Below are 20,278 nucleotides of genomic sequence, written 5' to 3' on the forward strand. Positions count from 1 at the left end.
TTTCTCCCCGCGTGGATCGGAGGGCGTTATGAAACGCGACAGCGGTTCGATCGATTGGCGTCGCCGTCGGCTGATCAAAGGAGCGGTTGCTGCTTCGCTCCTGGCAGGCGTTGGCGGTTATTGGCACGAGGAAATCCGTGCGTTTGCCAAAGACGCCGAACTCTTCATAAAAGGGCCGCCTGTTCCCGACATTGCGCCGGAACAGCTGAGCGACCACGTGTGGATGATCTACGCGAAAGACGGTTTTCCGACACCGGAAAACCGCGGGATGATGTCGAACATCACCTTCGTCGTCACCGACGACGGGGTGGTGATCTTGGACGGTGGCGGGTCGGTGCAGATCGGCGAGATGGCGATCCGCATGATCCGTACCGTCACCGACAAACCGGTGGTCGCGATTTTCGCAAGCCATTACCATGGCGACCACTACTTAGCCGCGCACGCCTATTTCGAAGCGTTCGGTGACCTTCCCTTCTATGCGCACCCGTTTACCAAAGAGGCGATTGCAAAGAAAGAGGGGAATTTGTGGCTGAACCTACTCGAGCGGTGGACCAATGGCGCGACTGCTGGAACGAAATTGATTCCACCCAACCGAGAAGCGAACCACGGTGACACGTTCCGCTTTGGCAATGTGACGATCCGTTGCCACCATTACAGTCGTGCCCATACGCCCGGTGATCTCTGCTTCGAAGTGGTCGAAGACAAAGTGACCCATGTCGGTGACGTCGCAATGGATCGCCGCATCGCCAACATGGACGATGGTTCTTACCCGGGGTCCCTGCATTTCATTGATGCGCTCAAAGCAGCTTGTCCCGGTCACCTTTGGGTCCCCGGACATGGCCGGCCGAGTCACACGGTGCTCGATTGGCAACGCGAACTTTTTGCCGGGATCTGGGAAAACGCGGTCAAAGCATTCGACGAAGGGCTCGACCCATCTGAGGCGAAAGCACTGGTGCTCAAAGATCCGCGGGTTGCGAGCAAATCGGCCGAGACCAAAGGGTGGCAAAACAACATCGGCAAATACGTGAGCCTGGCGGTGCTCGAAGCGGAACGCTTGGCGCTCGAAGGTAAGCTCGACTGACGTCCTTCCCTCACAATGGCTTTGCGGACCATTCGTCAGCTTTGGTTCTGCTGGATGGTCAGGGGCAGCTTTCGCAGATTGCTTGATCCCAATGTTTCGACAGGCGGATTGCGCATTGCACGATACCCGCCATGCTGTAGGTTTGCACGAAGTTGCCCCACAGTTCTCCCGTTTCGGTGTCGGCATCTTCCGAAAGCAGCCCCAAGGGGTTTCGCAGCGCGAGAATGCGTTCGAAGTGTGCGCGCGCTTCCTCTTTTCGGCCCATTGCGGTGAGCGCATTGATGTACCAGAAGGTACAGACGAGAAACGCCGTTTGCGGTGTGCCGAAATCGTCGGCTTCGGTATAGCGGAAGATGAAGTCACCACGACGCAATTCGCGCTCGATCGCTGCAACGGTTGCGACGAAGCGGGGGTCATCCGCGGGAAGAAAACCGAGTTCAGCGATCAACAGCAGGCTGGCATCCAGCGACTCGCCCTCGAAAGCGGCGGTGAAGGCCTGTTTCGGCTCATTCCAACCCCGTCTCAGGATCACGCTTTTGATGGTATCGGCGTGGTGGTGCCAATAGGCGGCCCGTTCGGTTCGCCCCAGATGGGTGGCAATGTGCGCCAAACGGTTACACGCCGCCCAGCACATGATCGCGGAAAAGGTATGGACGCGCTGGTGGTTGCGTAATTCCCAAAGTCCGGCATCGGGTTGGTCGTAAAGGGCCACGGCGCGCTCACCCAGCGGTTCGAGTTGCTCGAAGAGCGCAACGTCACCGCGACGCCGCAGGCGCTTGTCGAAAAAGGCGTGGGCAACGGCCAAAATCGCCGCACCGTAAACGTCGTTCTGGCGCTGAACAAACGCTTGATTGCCCACCCGAACCGGGCCCATGCCGCGATAACCGGACAGCGTATCGAAGGTTCGCTCAGTGAGGTCGGCGCGGCCGTCGATCCCATAGACGGGTTGCAGTTCGTGGTGGTGCGCGTTCGCGGTGACGCTCAGCAGGTAGCCCAAGTAGTGTTCGAGTGTGGTCGTCTGTCCCAAGCGGTTCAGGGTGTTGAGCACGAAATAGGCGTCGCGCAGCCAACAGTAGCGGTAGTCCCAGTTGCGGACGGTGTTCGGTGCTTCCGGGATCGAGGTGGTCATCGCAGCGATGATCGCTCCGGTATCTTCGAATTCGTTGAGCTTGAGCGCGATCGCCGCGCGGATGACCGCTTCTTGCCATTCGAACGGAATGGCCAGATGGCGCACCCAGTCACGCCAGTATTCGACGGTATTGTGGTAAAAGCGGTTGGCCGTTTCGCGCAGATCGTCTTGGAGCGATTCGTCTGGCCCCAAGAGGAGCACGATCCGGTCGTTGAGAAAGAAGGGGAGCTCTTCGGCAACCGCGGTGATCGGTGCGTTGGTCGTGAGGCGCACGACCAGGTTGGGTCCGATATAGCGGATGTGGTGGCTGCCGTAGGTACGCTCCGAGTCCGTCGCGCCATAATCCCAAACCGGCCGGATCCGGATGCGAATACGGGGGGATCCCGCAAGGGGTTTGACCATCCGGACGAGCATCATCGGGCGGAAGAGGCGGCCGAATTGCAGGAAGCGCGGACAGAAATCGGTGATTTCGATGGCGCCGCCGTGGGTATCGAAGAGCCGGGTGACCAAGACGGCAGTGTTTTCCAGGTAGTGTTGTTCCGAACGCACGCAGTCGACCAGTTCGATGCGGTAAAACCCCTGTTGGCGTGATGCCACCGCGTCACCGTCGTGGCTCAGGAGTGAACAGAAGATCGGATCACCGTCGAAGCGCGGAAAGCAGCTCCAGACGACTTCACCCAGGGGGTCGATCAGCGCGCTGATCGAACAGTTGCCGACAAGGCCAAGATTGAGCGTGTGCATGATGGAAAAAATTCAATGGGTGAGTGATTGTAACCAAGTAAGCGCCGCTTCGATATTTGGGAGACGATAACGGGCAAGGGTTTGTCCGGGGCCCACCTTGATGCTGAGGCCACCCAGCTGGTTGATGCGCTCGAAACCGTATTCGTCGGTCACGTCGTCGCCCAGAAAGACGGGTGTTCGTCCGCAAAAAGGAGGTATTCTCATGAACGCGGCGATCGCTTCGCCTTTGTTCGCAACGTGGGGTTTGAGCTCGAAGACGTATTTTCCTTTGAGTACGGTGAGTTCGGGAAAAGGGGCAACGAGGCGTTTGATCGTATGCGACAGGTAGCCTCCCAGCCGCGGGGCCTGTCGGTAGTGGAGTGCCAGTGCGATCCCTTTGTCTTCGAGCAGCAGTCCGGGGAAACGGGCAGCCAACGCTGAGAGCGCCGGTAAGAGCTGTTCTCGTCCGGGCAGGCGATCGATCACGCGTTGGTAGGTGCCGTCCGGATCCCGGCGTTCTAGGCCGTGGAGTCCAGCGGCGGGGAGAAACGGGAGGTGAAAAAGTGCGTCGATCGATGCCAACGAACGACCGCTCACGAGAGCCACCGCCCCGTGGGTTACGCAAAAGAGCTGTTGTAAGACGTGGCGTGCCTCTTCGCGGACTTCTACTGCGTCTGGATGCTTTGCAAACGCTACGAGGGTGCCATCGATGTCACAAAAATAGGCCCAGTCGGCTTTGGGGGTAGGCGGACGCGCAAGCATCATCTTTTCGGCAGACGGCGATTCGCGATCAAGTCGTCGAAAGGGGAAGTTCCGGCAAGCGACTGCGTTGACGCATGATCGCCGCATCGAGCAGCATCCGTCCCGCCCAGCGATAGACGTTGAATTCACTGATGAGCCGCCGCATCAGGCGCATGCGCAACGCTTGTTCTTCCGCGGGCATCGTGAGCGCCAAATGGAGCGCCGCGGCGCACTGATCGGCATTGTAGGGGTTGATGATCAAAGCTTCGGGCATTTCGCGCGCGGCGCCTGCGAATTGCGAGAGGATGAGCACCCCTTGTTCGTCGTCGCGTGCGGCGACGAACTCTTTCGCGACCAAGTTCATGCCATCGTGCAAACTGCTGACGAAACAGAGATCGGCGGCGCGGTAGTAGCGATAGACTGCTTCTGGGGGATGGTGCTCGATTTTGAGGATGATCGGGGGTGGTCCGGAACGTCCGGAGGGGCAGAAGCGTTCATTGATCCGGGTGGCCAATGCGCGCACTTGCGCTTCATAACTCTGGTATTCGTCCAAACGCGACCGGCTTGGCGCAGAAATTTGGACGAAGGAGAAGCGGCCGATCCATTCCGGGTTGAGTTCGAGCAGGCGCTCGATGGCGCGAAAGCGTTCGATGATGCCTTTGGTGTAATCGAGGCGATCGACCCCGACGCCCAAGCGGCAATCCAGCGGGAGATTGTTTTCCGCACGAATTTCCCGATGGCAGACCTCGACCGGATGCGCCGTCATCGCCGCAGCCGGAGGCCATTCGATCGAAATCGGGTAACGGCGCACCGCGGTGGTGTGCTGATCATGGGTGACTTCGTACGTTTCACGGTCGACACGGGCTTCGAGCAAGCGATCCACCGTATCCATGAAGTTGAGGCAGTGGGCTTGGGTGTGGAAACCGAGGATGCTCGATCCAAGTAGCCCTTCGACCAGTTCGGTAGCCCAGGGACTGATCGTGAAGACTTCAGGGTTTGGCCATGGGATATGCCAGAACGTGATGATCGTCGCTTTGGGTAAGCGCTTGCGAATCATGCGCGGCAGCAAGGCGAAATGGTAGTCCTGCACCAGTACGATGGGGTCGTTCGTCTTTGCTTCTTCGACGACGGCGTCGGCAAACCGTTGATTGACGGCCAGGTACTGCTCCCAGTCCGAGTTACGGAAGGTGGGGCGAACGTGCGCGATGTGGCACAGGGGCCACAACCCTTCGTTGGCAAAACCGTAATAAAACCCTTCCTCTTCCAACGGGGAAAGCCAGATCCGGCGCAGTTCATAAGCAGGGTTATCCGGCGGGACAGCCACATGGTCGCGCGCATCGACGACATCCCGGTCGGCAGAGCCACTTCCGTGCGCGATCCAAACACCAGAACAGGCCCGCATCACCGGTTCGAGTGCAGTCACTAAGCCGCTTGCGGGACGGTTGACGACGATGGTGTCACCGCGTCGTTGGTGGACATAAGGTTCGCGGTTGGAGACGACCAAAACCTCTTCACCGCGGAGTTCGCCGCGCAAAACCGATTTGAGGGTGGCCGCGGTCCAGGTGGTTTGGCTTTCGTCACGTGCGCGCTGGCGAAGTTCTTCTTCGAGATCAGCGACCAACCGTTTCAGGTCACGTTGCGGCGGGCGAAAGGTGTCCCCGGATGGGTTCGTCGCGGATGCCCCCGATGATTCCGTTTGTTTCGCTTGAGTGGGGGGAAGTGGTGTGGCGGGCAGCCGATCGACGATGAAGCGTGAGGTGACTTCCGCGGCGACTGCGACCCCCACAAAAACCAGGGCGAACGTCCATAACGCCAGGATGAGCCGACCGTGAAGGGGGGAGTCTTGATCCGCCAAGAGGAGATGGGCAAACGAAAAGGCAAAAAACGCCGTGACCAGAGCAAAGCCGATCGCCAAAGGGAGTACCCGGCGGCGAAGGGTCTTGTGCAGGAGTTGCCGTAGGGGTTCCACGCGGATCACTCCTTGTTTATACCCAGATTGGCATTGTACCGTTGGTAAGCGGCGGTCACCAAAAGGTGTGCCGCGATCGGGATGCTAAGTCGGAGCGGATAGACATCGCGTTTATGATCAAAAGACATAAAAACCAAATCTTTAGTAGCTTAAATTGTCTAAGCTCGATCGCTACACTTGCCATAACCTCATTCGAAAAAGGCAAGGGCACCGATGTACCGTTACGATACGTATGACCGACAACTGGTTGCTGAACGTGTGGCGCAATATCGCGATCAGTTGGCGCGTTACCTGTCAGGCGCGCTGCGCGACGAAGAGTTTTTGCCGCTTCGTCTCCAAAATGGACTCTACATTCAACGGCATGCGCCGATGTTGCGGGTGGCGATCCCTTATGGGCTCCTTTCCGCGGATCAGTTGCGCGCATTGGCAACCGTTGCCGAACGCTGGGATCGAGGCTACGGGCACTTCACGACCCGTCAGAACATCCAGTTCAATTGGGTTCGGCTTGAGGAAACCGCTGAGATTTTGGCGTTTTTGGCCGAACACGATCTGCACGCCATTCAAACCTCGGGCAACTGCATTCGGAACATCACCACCGATGCGTTGGCTGGGGTTGCCGCTGACGAACGGGTCGATCCCCGGCCGTGGTGCGAATTCATCCGCCAATGGGCGACGTTTCATCCGGAGTTTGCTTTTCTGCCGCGGAAATTCAAGATCGCAGTAAATGGCGCCAAGGAAGATCGTGCTGCGATCCGAGCGCATGACATCGGCTTGGACCTGTACCCAACCGATGATCCGTTGGCGCCCGAGTTCGACGTCTACGTGGGCGGCGGTTTGGGTAGAACCCCGATGGTGGGGCAGCGCCTCTACGCGCGTGTCCCCGCGGCAGAGCTCATTCCAACGTTGGAAGCGATTCTTCGGGTCTATAACCGTTTTGGCCGCCGCGACAACAAGTATAAAGCGCGCATCAAAATTTTGCTGCAGGCGTTGGGTGTCGAGGCATTTCGTGCCGCGGTCGATGCCGAGCGGGCGCGTGGCGACACGGTGGTCGCAGCATACCGCGACGGCTGGCGGGATGAGGTTGCGCGTATCGCAGCCCATTTCGCAGAGGACGACGAACGGGCGGCGCGCACGGCGTCGAAATGGCGCGCGGAGCAAGCACAACCTACGCTCCGCGATGCTGGTGAGGAACGGGCGTTCGCACGCTGGCGGAGTCGCAACGTCCTACCGCATCGGGTGCTGGGATTCGTCGCGGTGGCTCTGGTGACGAAACGGCATGAGCGTGCTCCGGGTGATGTGACCGCTGAAGAGATGCGTGCGATCGCCGATTGGAGTGAGCGCTATGCCGACGGTGAAATTCGGGTAACGCACGAACAAAATTTGGTATTGGCGTGGGTTCCGGAAGCGGCGCTCCCGGCGTTGTGGCGGGAAGTCCGCGCGTTGGGGTTTGGCCGACCCACGTTCCGGTTGGCAACCGACGTGATTTCGTGCCCGGGGGGGGATTACTGCGCGTTGGCGAACGCCCGTTCGATTCCGGTTGCGCAAACGGTGATCGCGCAGTTGGATCGGGATCCGAAACGTTTGGCAGCGCTCGGCAAAGTGGCGATCAACCTTTCCGGTTGCATGAACGCGTGTGGACACCACCATCTGGGTGCGATTGGTGTCCTCGGTGTCGACAAAAAGGGGGAAGAGTGGTATCAGATCACGATCGGCGGTCAAGAGGGGAACGATTTGCGTTTGGGACAGGTGATCGGGCCGTCGGTGCGCGCAGAGGCGGTCGCGCCGGCGATCGAGCGGTTGCTCGATACCTACCTGGCGTTGCGGCGTCCCGAAGAACGGTTTGCCGAGACGGTGGCCCGTGTCGGGGTCGAACCGTTCAAAACGGCGGTTTATGGTGGCGAATCTGGCTTTTCCCCGCAACAGAATCAGGAGCACGACCATGTGGTGGCTTGATCTCGAGGGTGCGGTACATCCCTTCGACCGCGAACGTTTCAAACCGATGACCGAACCGAGCGCGGCGGTGTGGATGACCGTCGAGGACGATCCCGCATGGCTTCCCGACGAAGCGTTGGCGCACGTGGAAGCGATCGCGATCGAATTCCCCAAATTCACCGACGGACGACCGTTTTCTCTCGCGACAATCTTGCGCGCGCGGGGTTGGCACGGACCACTCTTTGCCGTTGGCCATTTTCTGCTCGATCAACTCGATTACCTCCGTCGCTGCGGATTTACCGGTTTTGCGCCGGATCCGGAACGCTATCCGTACGAAACGTTATGCGAACTGGGGCCCCGCTTGCTGCGAGTCTTTACCGAACCCTATCAGGCGAGCAGCGCCGTACCGCAACCCCTGTGGTTACGCGTGCGTCGTGATCGAGCCGAGCAACCCGTTTCTGAAATCGAGGTGTGACGATGAGTCATCCGTACATGCATCCCAATCTGGACGATCCCCAATTGCGCGAACAGGTGCGAGCAAAGCGCGCCAGTGCCCTTCGCTTGCTCGAAGAGGCGGTTGCCGAGTGGGGAAACGTCGTTTTTGCTTCCAGTTTGGGCGCAGAAGATCAGGTCGTGATCGATTTGGTGGCGAAAAGTCCTTTCCGCGATCAAGTTGCACCGTTCGTTTTGGATACCGGGCGGCTTCCGGAAGAGACCTACGCGACGTTGGCGAAGACCGAGGCCCACTATGGGCTGCGTTTCGCCGTTTATGCGCCCGAAGCCGCCGATGTGGAACGGGTGGTGCGCCGCTACGGAATCAATGGTTTTTACCACAGCCTGGAAGCCCGCCACGCGTGCTGTGAAGCCCGTAAGGTGTTGCCGCTCAAACGTGCGCTTGCCGGGCAAAAGGCGTGGGTCACTGGGTTGCGGCGGCAACAAAACGTGACACGCGCGCAGCTCGAACCCAAAGCGTGGGACGAAGCGCACGGTTTGTGGAAAATCAGCCCCCTTTGGGATTGGACCCACGAGGAGGTTTGGGCCTATATCCGGCTCTATCAGGTTCCCTACCATCCTTTGCACGACGCGTTCTATCCCAGCATCGGCTGTGCGCCGTGCACGCGTGCCGTCGCGGTGGGTGAAGACCCGCGCGCGGGGCGCTGGTGGTGGGAGCACGCGGAAACGCGAGAGTGTGGCTTACACCGTCGCGATCCCGTCGCGGTGGTCGAACGGTAAGCGAGACGAAAGGACAACCATGAGTGAAACAACCATGACGCGAACCCATCAGACGGCTACAGAGCCCCAGCTTTGGGACGACGAAACGTTGGATTGGTTGGAAGCAGAAGCGATTTATATTTTGCGGGAAGTGGCTGCGCAATTTCAGCGTCCGGCGCTTCTCTTTTCCGGGGGCAAAGATTCGGTCTGCCTGTTGCGCTTGGCAGAAAAGGCCTTTCGACCCGCGCGTTTTCCCTTTCCCCTGTTGCACATCGATACCGGCCACAACTATCCGGAGGTGATCGCGTTTCGCGACGCGCGTGCGAAGGAGCTCGGTGAGCGGTTGATCGTGCGCTCGGTCGAGGACTCGATCCGCCGAGGTACGGTGCGTCTTGCGCATCCGTTGGAATCTCGCAACCGCCACCAGTCGGTGACGCTTTTGGAAGCGATCGAGGAGTTCGGTTTCGACTGCTTGATCGGGGGCGCCAGACGTGACGAAGAGAAAGCGCGGGCAAAAGAACGGGTTTTCAGCCTGCGCGACGAGTTTGGACAGTGGGACCCGAAGGCGCAGCGCCCGGAATTGTGGAATCTGTACAACGGGCATATTCCACCGGGATGGCATGTGCGCGCGTTTCCGATCAGCAACTGGACCGAACTCGACGTTTGGCGGTACATCGCGCGTGAACGGCTCGCGTTGCCATCGATCTATTTTGCGCATGAGCGTCCCTGTGTTCGCCGCGGACGTTTGTTGGCGCCCGTGACGCCGCTCACCCCGCCCAAAGAGGGAGAAGTGGTCGAGCCGGTTTGGGTCCGTTTCCGCACTGTAGGTGACATGACGTGTACCGCGCCGGTGGAAAGTCGGGCGACCACGGTGGAAGCGATCATTCGCGAGACGGCCGAGACGATGATTTCGGAACGGGGCGCGACGCGGCTCGACGATCAAACCCATGAGGCATCGATGGAACAACGCAAACGCGAGGGGTATTTCTGATGAGTGACGTATTGCGGTTCATGACGTGCGGGAGCGTCGATGATGGCAAGAGCACGTTGATTGGGCGGCTGCTCTACGATACGCGAGCCGTCTTGGTCGATACGTTGGAAGGGGTGAGTCATGCCAGCGAACGGAGGGGGTTGTCGCGGATCGATTTGTCGCTCCTCACGGATGGGTTGATCGCGGAGCGGGAGCAGGGCATCACCATCGACGTGGCGTACCGCTATTTCAGTACGGGACGACGCAATTTCATCATCGCCGACGCACCGGGTCACGAACAATACACGCGAAATATGGTCACCGCAGCCAGTACGGCTGAGCTGGCCGTGTTGATGGTCGACGTGCGTCAGGGATTGACGACGCAAACGCGGCGGCACGCGTTGTTGTGCGAGCTGATGGGAATTCCCCATCTGGTGATCGCCGTGAACAAGATGGATTTGGTCGGTTACGACCCCGAACCGTTCGCCGCGGTGCAAGCGGCGTTCGAAACCTTTGCGGTGCAGGCGCAATTGCGGGCCGATCGACGCTATCTGCCGATTTCGGCGCTCGAAGGGGACATGGTAGTCGAACGGGGGGAGCGGATGCCTTGGTATCACGGCCCCACCCTGCTCGAAGTGCTGGAGTCGGTCCCTTCTGCCCACACGGGCAAAGCAGAGTCTTTTCGATTCCCTGTGCAATGGGTGTGCCGACCCCAAGCCGCGGACGATCCCACACTGCACGATTACCGGGGCTATGCGGGAATGGTGGCTTCCGGTTCGGTTGCCGTAGGGGATGCGGTGACTGTGTTGCCAGCAGGGTTAGCGACGACGGTGCTCGCGATCGAATTGGGGGGACGGTCCTTGACGGCTGCACGGGCGGGCCAGTCGGTGATGCTCCGGCTGCAAGACGATTTGGATGTTTCGCGCGGCGACATGATCGTGCGCAGCGACGAACCCCTGCCGGCGGTAACGCGCACGTTGGTAGCCGATCTGGCGTGGCTTGCGAATGGTCCGCTCGATCCACGTCGCGTTTACGGGTTGCGGCAAACGACCCGTGAGGTGAAAGCGAAGATCGATTCGATCGAATATCGCTGGGACGTGGCGTCGATGCGGCGTGAGGATGTCGATACGCTCACCGCGAACGACATCGGGCGGGTGCGCGTGAAGCTTTCGGCGCCGATCGTCGCGGAACGTTACGAACAAGACCGCGCTTTGGGGGCGTTCATCCTTTTCGATCCCGCAACGGGCGACACGGTCGCAGGCGGTGTGATTCGTGAATGGGCGTGAACGAAAAAAAGCCCCGCTTTCGTGAGCGGGGCCAACACCAGGGAGTGATCGGTTATTTGACGCCGTAGTAGTAGCGAGCGGCTTCTTTGAGTGGCATCGGTTTGATCTTGTCGGCCATGCCAGTGCACCCGAACGCTTGGTAGCGCGCCACGCAAATTGCTTTCGCGGCGGCGCGGGCGGGTTTCAAATATTCGCGTGGGTCGAACTTCGACGGATTTTCGGCAAGAAAACGACGAATCGCAGCGGTCATCGCCAAACGAATATCGGTATCGATATTGACCTTGCGAACGCCGTATTTGATTGCCGTTTGGATCTCTTCGACCGGCACGCCGTAGGTCTCTTTCATCTCGCCGCCGAACTGGCGAATCTCTTCGAGCAGTTCCTGCGGGACGCTCGAAGAGCCGTGCATCACGAGGTGGGTGTTGGGGATCTTGGCATGAATTGCTTTGACCCGGTCGATCGCGAGGATATCCCCGGTGGGTTTGCGGCTGAATTTGTACGCGCCGTGGCTGGTGCCGATCGCGATCGCAAGCGCATCCACACCCGTCTGGTCGACGAAATCTTTTGCTTGGTCGGGGTCCGTCAGCAGCATCGAGTGGTCCAGCGTCCCTTCTGCGCCGACACCATCCTCTTTCCCCGCCTGGCCGGTTTCGAGCGAACCCAGGCAGCCAAGCTCGCCTTCGACCGAGACGCCCACCGAGTGGGCGATTTCCGATACTTTGCGGGTGACCTCGACGTTGTATTCGTAGGAGGAGGGGGTTTTCTGGTCTTCAAGGAGGGAGCCGTCCATCATCACACTGGAAAAGCCCAAGCGAATCGCCTGCACGCAGACGGCAGGGGAGGCGCCGTGGTCTTGATGCATGCAGACCGGGATATCGGGGTAGGCTTCGATCGCCGCCGTGACGAGGTGCGCAAGGAACGTCTCACCGGCGTATTTGCGCGCACCGGCCGAGGCTTGCAGGATCACGGGGCTGCGGGTTTCTGCGGCCGCTTCCATGATCGCCTGAACCTGTTCGAGGTTGTTCACGTTGAACGCGGGAACGCCGTAGCCGTGTTCGGCGGCGTGGTCGAGCAGTTGTCGCAACGAGATGAGTGCCATCGGGTACCTCCTTAGCTTGAAACGGAGCCCGCACGATGCGAGCGCCCTTGGGTGAAAACCGGTCAGTCCACAGCGCGTTTGGCGAGGATTTCGATCGCGGGCAGCACTTTGCCTTCGAGCATCTCCAAAAAGGCGCCACCGCCGGTCGAGATGTAATCCACTTGGTCAGCAATCCCGAATTTTTCGATCGCAGCGATCGTGTCGCCACCGCCGGCGAGGGTGAAACCGGGGCAGGCAGCGATCGCGCGCGCGAGCCGTTCGGTGCCTTTCGCGAACGCGTCGAACTCGAACACCCCGAGCGGTCCGTTCCAGACGACCGCGCCGGTGCACGCTTCGATGGTTTGCGCAACTCGCTCAGCGAATTGCGGGCCGACATCAAGGATCATCTCGTCGGCAGCGACGGCGTCTGTGGGTTTGACCGTCGCGGGGGCGTCGGCACGGAACTCCGGAGCGACGACGACATCTTCGGGTAGCGGCACATCCGCGCCGCGCGCCGCCATCTTCTCTTGGACGGCTTTCGCTTCGCCGACGAGATCGGGTTCGACAAGGCTCTTCCCGACCGGTTTTCCGGCCGCCATCAGGAAGGTGTTGAGAATGCCGCCACCGACGATCAGGGTATCGACCTTTTCGGCCAGGTTTTGCAGTACGGTGAGTTTGGTCGAAACCTTGGAGCCAGCAACGATCGCGATCAAAGGCCGCGGTGGATTTGCGACCACTTTTTCGATCGCTTCGACCTCTTGCACCAAGAGTGGCCCGGCGCACGCAACGGGTGCGTATTCGAAGACGCCGTAGGTGGTCGCTTCGGCGCGATGCGCGGTGCCAAACGCGTCATGGACGAAGATATCGGCCAGTTTGGCGATTCTCTGCGCAAGTTCCGGGTTGTTTTTCTTTTCGCCGACGTTCACCCGGCAGTTCTCGAGCAGCACTACTTCGCCGGGTGCCGTGGTGAATTGGCCGTCGACCCAATCGGTGACGAGGCGCACGGGGCGGCCAAGGAGTTCCGCCATTCGGGCCGCGACCGGTGCCAGTGAGTCTTTGGCTTGGGGCTCCCCCTCTTTGGGGCGACCCAGGTGGGAAGTGACCAACACCGCTGCGGCGCCGCCTTCGAGCGCCATTCGGATCGCTGGAAGGCTAGCGCGGATGCGGGTGTCGTCCGCGACCGTGCCATTTTCGGCAAGCGGCACGTTGAGGTCGGCGCGGATGAAGACGCGCTTACCCCGTACTGCCCCTTGGGCCACCAATTCCGCAAATTTTTTCGCTTTCATGATCCATTCCTCTCCCTCTTTGCCCCGCGCACTCGCAGTGGGTGCGCAGGGTGCAGCCGCTCAGTGGTTCGTCGCGTGCGGCTCAGTTCTGTGCGACGTGACGGACGAAGCGGAGCATGTTGCAGGTGTAGCCGTATTCGTTGTCGTACCAGGAGACCACCTTGACGAAAGTGGGGTCGAGCATGATGCCCGCTTTCGCGTCGAAGATTGACGGCTGCGGGCAGCCCCGGAAGTCGGTGGCGACCACCGCGTCTTCGGTATAACCGAGCACGCCTTTGAGTTCGCCTTCACTTGCGGCTTTCATTGCCGCACAGATCGCCTCATAGGTGGTCTCTTTTTCGAGTTGAACGGTGAGATCGACCACCGAAACGTCGGAGGTGGGAACCCGGAACGCCATTCCGGTAAGCTTCTTGTTGAGCGACGGAATCACTTTTCCGACCGCTTTCGCTGCACCGGTGGAGGAGGGGATGATGTTTTCGAGAATGCCGCGACCGCCGCGCCAATCTTTTGCCGACGGACCATCCACCGTCTTCTGCGTGGCGGTTGCCGCATGCACGGTGCTCATCAGCCCGCGCACGATGCCGAACTGGTCGTGGAGCACTTTCGCGACCGGTGCCAGGCAGTTGGTGGTGCAGCTCGCGGCCGAGACGATCGTTTGTCCGGCGTAAGAGGTGTGGTTGACGCCATAGACGAACATCGGGGTGTCGTCTTTCGACGGTGCCGATTGCACCACTTTCTTCGCGCCCGCGTCGAGGTGCTTCTGACACGTTTCGCCGGTGAGGAAGAGCCCAGTCGATTCGACGACGACATCGACGCCAACCTCGCCCCACGCCAGTTGTGCGGGGTCTTTGTGCGCAGTGACACGGATGGTTTTGCCAGCGACGACGAGGTTCCCGTTTTGCACTTCAACGGTGACAGGCAACCGGCCATGCACCGAATCGTATTTGAGCATATATGCAAGGTAGTCAGGTTCGAGCAGGTCATTGACCGCTACGACCTCGATGTCTTGAAACTCTGCTTCTTTGACCACGGCGCGCAATACCATGCGGCCGATTCGGCCAAAGCCATTGATACCAATGCGAATCGTCATGACGGACTCCTTCACAATACAAGAATACAAGAATAAAAACGCCCTGGTTGTTTGGTCTCTCAGCGGCCAAGAAGCGCTTGTGCGGTTGCCACCACGCGCTCGACCGTAAAGCCGAAGTGCGCAAAGAGTTCGTTGGCAGGTGCCGATTCACCGAAGCGGTCGATACCGATCACGGCACCGTTCGCTCCCACCCAGCGGTACCAAAGGTCGGGGTGTGCCGCTTCGATCGCCACCTTCGGCAACCCTTCGGGCAGGATACTCGCCCGGTAGTGTTCGGGTTGCGCCGCAAAGCGTTCGACACACGGTATTGAGACCACGCGCGATCCTACCATCATTTCCGCGAGCCGTTCGGCAGCTTGGAGCGCCAGACTGACTTCAGAACCGGTGGCAATGAATACGATTTGGGGGGTACCGTGTTCGGCGACGACGTAGCCGCCGCAAGCGATTTCGCTGGCTTTGCCCGGATCCGTGTGGATCTTGGGCAGGTTCTGCCGAGAGAGGACAAGCGCGGTGGGACCGTCCGCCCGTTCGATCGCTGCGGTCCACGCGACTGCGGTTTCGAGCGCGTCAGCCGGGCGCCACACATCCAGGTTGGGGATGAGCCGAAGGCTCGGGATGTGTTCCACCGGTTGGTGGGTCGGGCCATCTTCGCCCAGACCGATCGAATCGTGCGTGAGCACGTGCACCACCCGCTGCTGCATCAACGCCGCCATGCGGATCGCGTTGCGGGCGTAGTCGGAGAAGACGAGGAAGGTGCCGCCGTAGGGGATGAGTCCTTTGTGCAGTGCGATCCCGTTCATGATCGCAGCCATCGCGAATTCGCGAACGCCGTACGAGAGGTGGCGCCCGAACTGGTCGCGGCGCACCGGCGTTGCCCCTTTGAAGTCAGTGAGGTTCGAGTGGGTGAGGTCTGCCGACCCGCCGAAGAGTTCGGGTACTGCTGGCCCCAGCACATTGAGTGCGTTTTGGCTCGCCTTGCGGGTGGCCGGGTTGCCTTCGTCCGCTGCCGCAGCCGCGAAAAGCCGCGCTTTGATGTCCTTCCAGTCCGCCGGGAGTTCTCCAGCGAGTCGCCGCTTGAGTTCCGACCCTTTTTCCGGGTAGGCGGCGCAGTAGGCGGCCAGTTGTGCTTCCCACTCGGCAACGAGCGTTTCACCTTGTGCCCGTTTGTCCCACGCCGCGTAAATCGCTTCGGGAATCTCGAACGGGGCGTAGGGCCAGCCGAGCGCCTCGCGCATTTTCGCTGCAGCTTCCGTGCCGATCGGTGCGCCGTGGATGTCGCAGGTGCCTTCCTTGACCGGGGAACCTTTGCCGATCGTGGTGCGGCAGATGATCAGCGTCGGTTTTCCGTCTGGGGTTGCCGCTTGCGCTTTGGCTTGCGCGATCGCGGCGGAGACCGCGGCGACGTCATGCCCGTCGATCGGGCCGATCACGTTCCAGTGGTACGCAGCGAAGCGCTGCGCGGTGTCGTCGCTGAACCAATCGCTGACCGCACCGTCGATCGAGATCCCGTTGTCGTCATAGAGGCAAATCAGTTTCGACAACCGAAGCGTTCCGGCAAGCGACGCCGCTTCGTGGCTGATCCCCTCCATCAGGCAGCCGTCCCCCAAAAAGACGTAGGTGAAGTGGTCGATGAGGGGGTGTTCGGGCGTGTTGAACTCCGCCGCAAGCAGCTTTTCGGCCAGTGCCATACCCACCGCGTTGGCAAAGCCTTGTCCAAGCGGGCCGGTCGTGGTTTCGACACCGGGCGTGTGGCCGTATTCGGGGTGACCGGCGGTTTTGCTGCCCAGCTGGCGAAAGCGCTTGAGTTCGTCGAGCGGCAGGTCGAACCCGGTGAGGTGCAGCAGCGCGTAGATCAACATCGACGCGTGGCCGTTCGAGAGGACGAAACGGTCCCGGTTGGGCCAGGTTGGGGCTTGTGGTGCGACGCGCAGGTGGTCCCGCCACAGCGCCACCGCCATTTCGGCCATGCCAAGGGGCGCACCAGGGTGCCCCGAGTTTGCAGCGTTCGTGGCGTCGACGGCCAAGAAGCGCAATGCGTTGGCCATCTGGGTTTGGATCGGTTCGGTCACGAGACACTCTCCCCAAGTCAAAAGGTGAATTTTACGCGATTCCCAATGCGCGCTTGCGCCGTTCCATGAAGCGCCAGACAAATGGCGTGAAGATGAGTTGCATCGCCAGCTCCATCTTGCCACCCGGAACGACGATGGTGTTGGCGCGGCTCATGAACGAGCCGTTGATCATGTTCAAGAGGTACGGGAAGTCGATCCCTTTGGGGTTGGCGAAACGGATGATCACAAGGCTTTCGTCGGCGGTGGGGATGTCACGGGCGATGAAGGGATTGGAGGTGTCGACCACCGGCACGCGCTGGAAATTGACGTGCGTGCGCCCAAACTGCGGCACGATGTAATGGACGTAATCGGGCATGCGGCGCAAAATGGTATCGGTCACTGCTTCGGTGGAGTAGCCGCGCTCTTTACGGTCGCGCCACAGCTTTTGGATCCATTCGAGGTTGATCACCGGAACGACCCCGATCAAAAGGTCCGGGTACTGCGCGATGTTGTGTTCGGGGGTCACCACCGCGCCGTGCAGCCCTTCATAGAAGAGCAGATCGGTGTCTTCGGGAATCTCTTCCCAATCGGTGAAGCAGCCGGGAGCAACGCCGTACTGTTTGGCTTCCTCTTCATTATGAACGTAGTGGCGAATGCGGCCGCGGCCCGTTTCGCTATAGGTTTTGAAGAGGTTTTCCAGCTCACCGAAGAGGTTCGCCTCCGGGCCGAAATGGCTGAAATGGCGGTTGCCCTTGGCCTCTTCTTCGGCCATTTTCTGCCGCATCGCGGCGCGGTCGTACGCGTGGAACGAATCGCCCTCGACGAGTACGGCTTTGACCCCTTCACGGCGGAAGATATTGACGAAGGTGCGCATCACGGTGCTTGTGCCAGCACCGGACGAGCCGGTGATTGCGATGATCGGGTGTTTTGCGGACATCGTTTGCTCCCAATGGTGAAAATGCGGCGGTGTTAGAGGGTTTCGTCGCGAAAGAGGGTTCGTTCGGCAAAGAGCGGCAGATCGACCGGGCTCGCGTCCGGGTCGTTGTGGTACTGTTCGATCCGTTCGACCTCTTCGCGGGAACCGAAGACGAAACCGATGCGCTGATGGAGTTCGGTGGGCTGCACTTCGAGCACCGGACCGTAACCGGTCGAGGCGCGTCCGCCAGCCTGTTCGACGATCATCCCGATCGGGTTGCATTCGTAGAGAAGCCGCAGCCGCCCCGGTTTCTTGGGTTCCTTGTTGTCGCGCGGGTAGAGAAAGACCCCACCCCGGGAGAGGATCCGGTGCGTTTCCGCAACAAGCGACGCGACCCAGCGCATGTTGAAGTCTTTGCCGCGGGGGCCGGTTTTCCCTTTGAGGCACTCATCGACGTAGCGCTTCACCGGTGGTTCCCAGAAGCGGGCGTTGGAGGTGTTGATCGCGAACTCCTTGGTGCTTTCGGGAATCCGAATGTTCGGGTGGGTAAGCATGAATTCGCCGAAATCGGGGTCGAGCGTGAAGCCGACGACCCCCCGCCCGACGGTGAGAACGAGCATCGTCGTCGGGCCGTAGATCGCGTACCCGGCCGCCACCTGTTGTGTGCCGGGTTGCAGGAAGTCGTCGACGGTGATCTCCGTTTTGCCTTCTGGGGCGCGCAGGACCGAGAAGATCGATCCCACCGAGACGTTGACGTCGATGTTGGACGAACCGTCGAGCGGATCGAAGAGGAGGAGATAGCGCCCGCGCGGATATTGTTCCGGAATGAGGTAGGGTTCGTCCATCTCTTCCGAGGCCATCGCGGCGAGGTACCCCCCCCACTCGGTGAGACGCATGAAGCATTCGTTGCTGATCACGTCGAGCGGTTTTTGTTCTTCGCCCTGCACGTTGATGGTGGTGGTCACGGCATGGTTGGACTTGGCGAGCGCCCCGTAGGCCACTTGCCGCGCGATCGCTTTGCAGGCGCGCGCCATGTCGAGAATCAACGCGTTGAAGTCGCCGCTTGCTTGTGGGTAGCGGCGCCGCTCCTCGATCAGGTATTGCGTGAGCGTTGGCGTGTGGGCCCAAGACATGGAACAACTCCTCTCCGCTATTGTCATTGCTGCGAAGATAAAATAAACTTGTGATAAAGTGAAGTTGAATTTTTTTATTTTTTCTTCAGGAGAAATTAATGAAACACGTGACGATGCGTCAGTTGCGCATCTTCGTGACGGTCGCCAAGGAGGGGTCGATCACCAAAGCGGCGGAGCGTCTGTTTTTGACGCCACCCGCGGTATCGATGCAGATCAAGGAGTTGGAGACCCAGTTGGGGATGGTGCTCTTCGAGCGTAACGCGCGGCGTTTCGAATTGACGACGGTGGGGGAGTATTTTCTTCTGTATGCCAAAAAAATTCTTGATCTGGTGACCGAAGCCGAAGAGCTCGCGAAACGGTTGCAAGAAGGTGCGGTGGGCGAGCTGAAGATCGGGATGGTGAGTACCGCGCAATATTTCGTCCCGCAAATGCTCGGGGATTTCCGTCGCGAGCACCCGGGTATCTCGTTGTCGTTGCGGGTGGGCAACCGCGCGCAAGTGGTGGCGATGTTGGAGTCGCGCGAAATCGACATCGCGGTGATGGGGCGTCCCCCAGAAGGGTTTGCGGTGCGCGCCGAAGCGTTCGCGGGTCATCCGAGTGGGTTCGTTGCCCCGCCCGACCATCCGTTGGCGGATGAAACGCGTTCGATCGACCCCAAGGTTATCCGCCGCGAACCGTTGATCGTGCGCGAGGCGGGGTCGGGAACCCGGGCCGCGATGGATCTCTTTTTCGCCGAGCGGCGGGTGACACCGACGGTCGCGATGCAGATGGAGAGCAACGAAGCGATCAAGCAGGCGGTGATCGCCGGCTTGGGGGTCGCGTTTCTCTCCTTGCATACGGTGGGGGGCGAATTGGCGCGGGGTGAACTCAAGGTGATCCCGGTGCGCGGCACACCGGTGGTGCGCTCTTGGTATGTCGTGCACCGCACGAGTCAGTTCGTTGCGCCCACCGTCGAAGCGTTTCGCTATTTTCTGCTCGAGCGGGGGCAGAGCTTTTTGCAGCAGCACTTTCCCCACGTTGCCGCGATTTGCGAAAGGTTGGGGGCGGCCTAGGGCACAAAAAAGCAAGCGGTACGCTACCGCCCCAGACTGTAGAACTCGTCGTTCGGCCGCATCGCGCTCATGTTCGCCAAGCGGTTGCTCATCGCAAAAAAGGCGGCAATCGCACCGATTTCCCAAATGTCGTCTTGGGTGAACCCGTGGGCGATGAGCGGCTCCCAGTCGGCTTCGGTGATGCGCGCGGAGTCGAGCGCCACTTTCATCGCGTAGTCGAGCATCGCCCGCTGCCGTGGGGTGATCTCGGCACGACGGTAGTTGGTGGCGATCTGCTCCGAAAGGCGCGGATTTTTGCTGCGCACGCGCAGGATCGCACCGTGGGCGACCACGCAATAGAGGCAGTCGTTCGCCGCGGAGGTGGCGACGACGATCATCTCTTTTTCCGCTTTGCTGAGGTTCGAGGGGCGCTCCATCAGCGCATCGTGGTAGGCGAAGAAGGCGCGAAATTCTTCGGGACGCGCCGCCAGCGCCAAGAAGACGTTGGGGATGAAGCCCGATTTTTCCGCGACCTTTTCGATCCGTTCGCGGATATCGGCAGGGAGCGCGTCGAGGGTTTCGGGGACGGGGAAGCGGCTGATCGGGTTTTGTTGTTGCGCTGACACGGTTTTTCCTCCTCCTGGTACGATTGGAAT

Annotated in this window: 17 protein-coding genes; 7 read left to right on the top strand and 10 right to left on the bottom strand. The window is 60.2% G+C overall.

Annotated features, from left to right (window positions below):
• The first annotated feature begins 28 nt into the window (after positions 1 to 28).
• The gene (locus HPTL_RS04225) at positions 29 to 1,081 is read left to right on the top strand and encodes an MBL fold metallo-hydrolase (protein WP_119334861.1); all 1,053 of its coding nucleotides are present in this window, start codon (positions 29 to 31) and stop codon (positions 1,079 to 1,081) included.
• Positions 1,082 to 1,139: 58 nt separating this feature from the next.
• Here HPTL_RS04225 and HPTL_RS04230 read toward each other — a convergent pair whose 3' ends face one another.
• Genes HPTL_RS04230 through HPTL_RS04240 form a run of 3 tightly spaced genes read right to left on the bottom strand, consistent with a single transcriptional unit; the run spans position 1,140 to position 5,640 of the window.
• Positions 1,140 to 2,951 carry a glycoside hydrolase family 15 protein gene (locus HPTL_RS04230; protein WP_119334862.1) on the bottom strand — a complete coding sequence of 604 codons (1,812 nt, stop codon included), beginning with the start codon at positions 2,949 to 2,951 and terminating at the stop codon, positions 1,140 to 1,142.
• Between the two features lie 12 nt (positions 2,952 to 2,963).
• Positions 2,964 to 3,695, bottom strand: coding sequence for a trehalose-phosphatase (gene otsB / locus HPTL_RS04235; RefSeq protein WP_119334863.1), 732 nt, complete (start codon positions 3,693 to 3,695; stop codon positions 2,964 to 2,966).
• Positions 3,696 to 3,720: 25 nt separating this feature from the next.
• Complete coding sequence (locus HPTL_RS04240) at positions 3,721 to 5,640, bottom strand: alpha,alpha-trehalose-phosphate synthase (UDP-forming) (protein ID WP_197713776.1); 1,920 nt, start codon at positions 5,638 to 5,640, stop codon at positions 3,721 to 3,723.
• 213 nt (positions 5,641 to 5,853) lie between these two features.
• Between HPTL_RS04240 and HPTL_RS04245 the strand changes: the two genes are divergently transcribed.
• From HPTL_RS04245 to HPTL_RS04265, 5 genes are read left to right on the top strand one after another with little or no spacing between them, the layout of a single operon-like run.
• The gene (locus tag HPTL_RS04245; RefSeq protein ID WP_119334865.1) at positions 5,854 to 7,593 is read left to right on the top strand and encodes a nitrite/sulfite reductase; all 1,740 of its coding nucleotides are present in this window, start codon (positions 5,854 to 5,856) and stop codon (positions 7,591 to 7,593) included.
• Complete coding sequence (locus tag HPTL_RS04250) at positions 7,580 to 8,047, top strand: DUF934 domain-containing protein (protein WP_170141269.1); 468 nt, start codon at positions 7,580 to 7,582, stop codon at positions 8,045 to 8,047. The genes HPTL_RS04245 and HPTL_RS04250 overlap by 14 nt, the downstream gene beginning before the upstream one ends.
• A gap of 2 nt (positions 8,048 to 8,049) precedes the next feature.
• Positions 8,050 to 8,805, top strand: a complete 756-nt coding sequence (locus tag HPTL_RS04255; RefSeq protein WP_119334867.1) for a phosphoadenylyl-sulfate reductase — start codon at positions 8,050 to 8,052, stop codon at positions 8,803 to 8,805.
• 34 nt (positions 8,806 to 8,839) lie between these two features.
• Positions 8,840 to 9,775, top strand: a complete 936-nt coding sequence (gene cysD, locus HPTL_RS04260) for a sulfate adenylyltransferase subunit CysD (protein WP_119336069.1) — start codon at positions 8,840 to 8,842, stop codon at positions 9,773 to 9,775.
• On the top strand, positions 9,775 to 11,040 hold the full coding sequence (locus HPTL_RS04265) for a sulfate adenylyltransferase subunit 1 (RefSeq protein ID WP_119334868.1): 1,266 nt from the start codon (positions 9,775 to 9,777) through the stop codon (positions 11,038 to 11,040). Before cysD ends, HPTL_RS04265 begins: the two co-directional genes overlap by 1 nt.
• 52 nt (positions 11,041 to 11,092) lie before the next feature.
• Here HPTL_RS04265 and fba read toward each other — a convergent pair whose 3' ends face one another.
• The 6 genes from fba to HPTL_RS04295 form a co-directional block, all read right to left on the bottom strand.
• Positions 11,093 to 12,139 carry a class II fructose-bisphosphate aldolase gene (gene fba, locus HPTL_RS04270; protein ID WP_119334869.1) on the bottom strand — a complete coding sequence of 349 codons (1,047 nt, stop codon included), beginning with the start codon at positions 12,137 to 12,139 and terminating at the stop codon, positions 11,093 to 11,095.
• Between the two features lie 62 nt (positions 12,140 to 12,201).
• Complete coding sequence (locus HPTL_RS04275) at positions 12,202 to 13,404, bottom strand: phosphoglycerate kinase (RefSeq protein ID WP_119334870.1); 1,203 nt, start codon at positions 13,402 to 13,404, stop codon at positions 12,202 to 12,204.
• Positions 13,405 to 13,486: 82 nt separating this feature from the next.
• Positions 13,487 to 14,494: a type I glyceraldehyde-3-phosphate dehydrogenase gene (gap, locus tag HPTL_RS04280; RefSeq protein WP_119334871.1), complete on the bottom strand. Its 1,008-nt coding sequence runs from the start codon at positions 14,492 to 14,494 to the stop codon at positions 13,487 to 13,489.
• Positions 14,495 to 14,553: 59 nt separating this feature from the next.
• Positions 14,554 to 16,539, bottom strand: a complete 1,986-nt coding sequence (tkt, locus tag HPTL_RS04285; protein ID WP_119336070.1) for a transketolase — start codon at positions 16,537 to 16,539, stop codon at positions 14,554 to 14,556.
• Between the two features lie 55 nt (positions 16,540 to 16,594).
• Positions 16,595 to 17,479 (bottom strand): phosphoribulokinase, encoded by an 885-nt coding sequence (locus HPTL_RS04290; protein ID WP_119334872.1) that lies wholly within the window; start codon positions 17,477 to 17,479, stop codon positions 16,595 to 16,597.
• A 32-nt stretch (positions 17,480 to 17,511) separates the two neighbouring features.
• The gene (locus HPTL_RS04295; RefSeq protein WP_119334873.1) at positions 17,512 to 18,591 is read right to left on the bottom strand and encodes a class 1 fructose-bisphosphatase; all 1,080 of its coding nucleotides are present in this window, start codon (positions 18,589 to 18,591) and stop codon (positions 17,512 to 17,514) included.
• 98 nt (positions 18,592 to 18,689) lie between these two features.
• Here HPTL_RS04295 and HPTL_RS04300 point away from each other — a divergent pair, with 98 nt between their 5' ends.
• On the top strand, positions 18,690 to 19,643 hold the full coding sequence (locus tag HPTL_RS04300; RefSeq protein WP_119334874.1) for a LysR family transcriptional regulator: 954 nt from the start codon (positions 18,690 to 18,692) through the stop codon (positions 19,641 to 19,643).
• Between the two features lie 23 nt (positions 19,644 to 19,666).
• Here the strand turns inward: HPTL_RS04300 and HPTL_RS04305 are convergent, their stop codons facing one another.
• Positions 19,667 to 20,248: a peroxidase-related enzyme gene (locus HPTL_RS04305; RefSeq protein WP_197713777.1), complete on the bottom strand. Its 582-nt coding sequence runs from the start codon at positions 20,246 to 20,248 to the stop codon at positions 19,667 to 19,669.
• Positions 20,249 to 20,278: the final 30 nt, after the last annotated feature.

The sequence above is a fragment of the Hydrogenophilus thermoluteolus genome, assembly GCF_003574215.1.
GTDB lineage: Bacteria > Pseudomonadota > Gammaproteobacteria > Burkholderiales > Rhodocyclaceae > Hydrogenophilus > Hydrogenophilus thermoluteolus.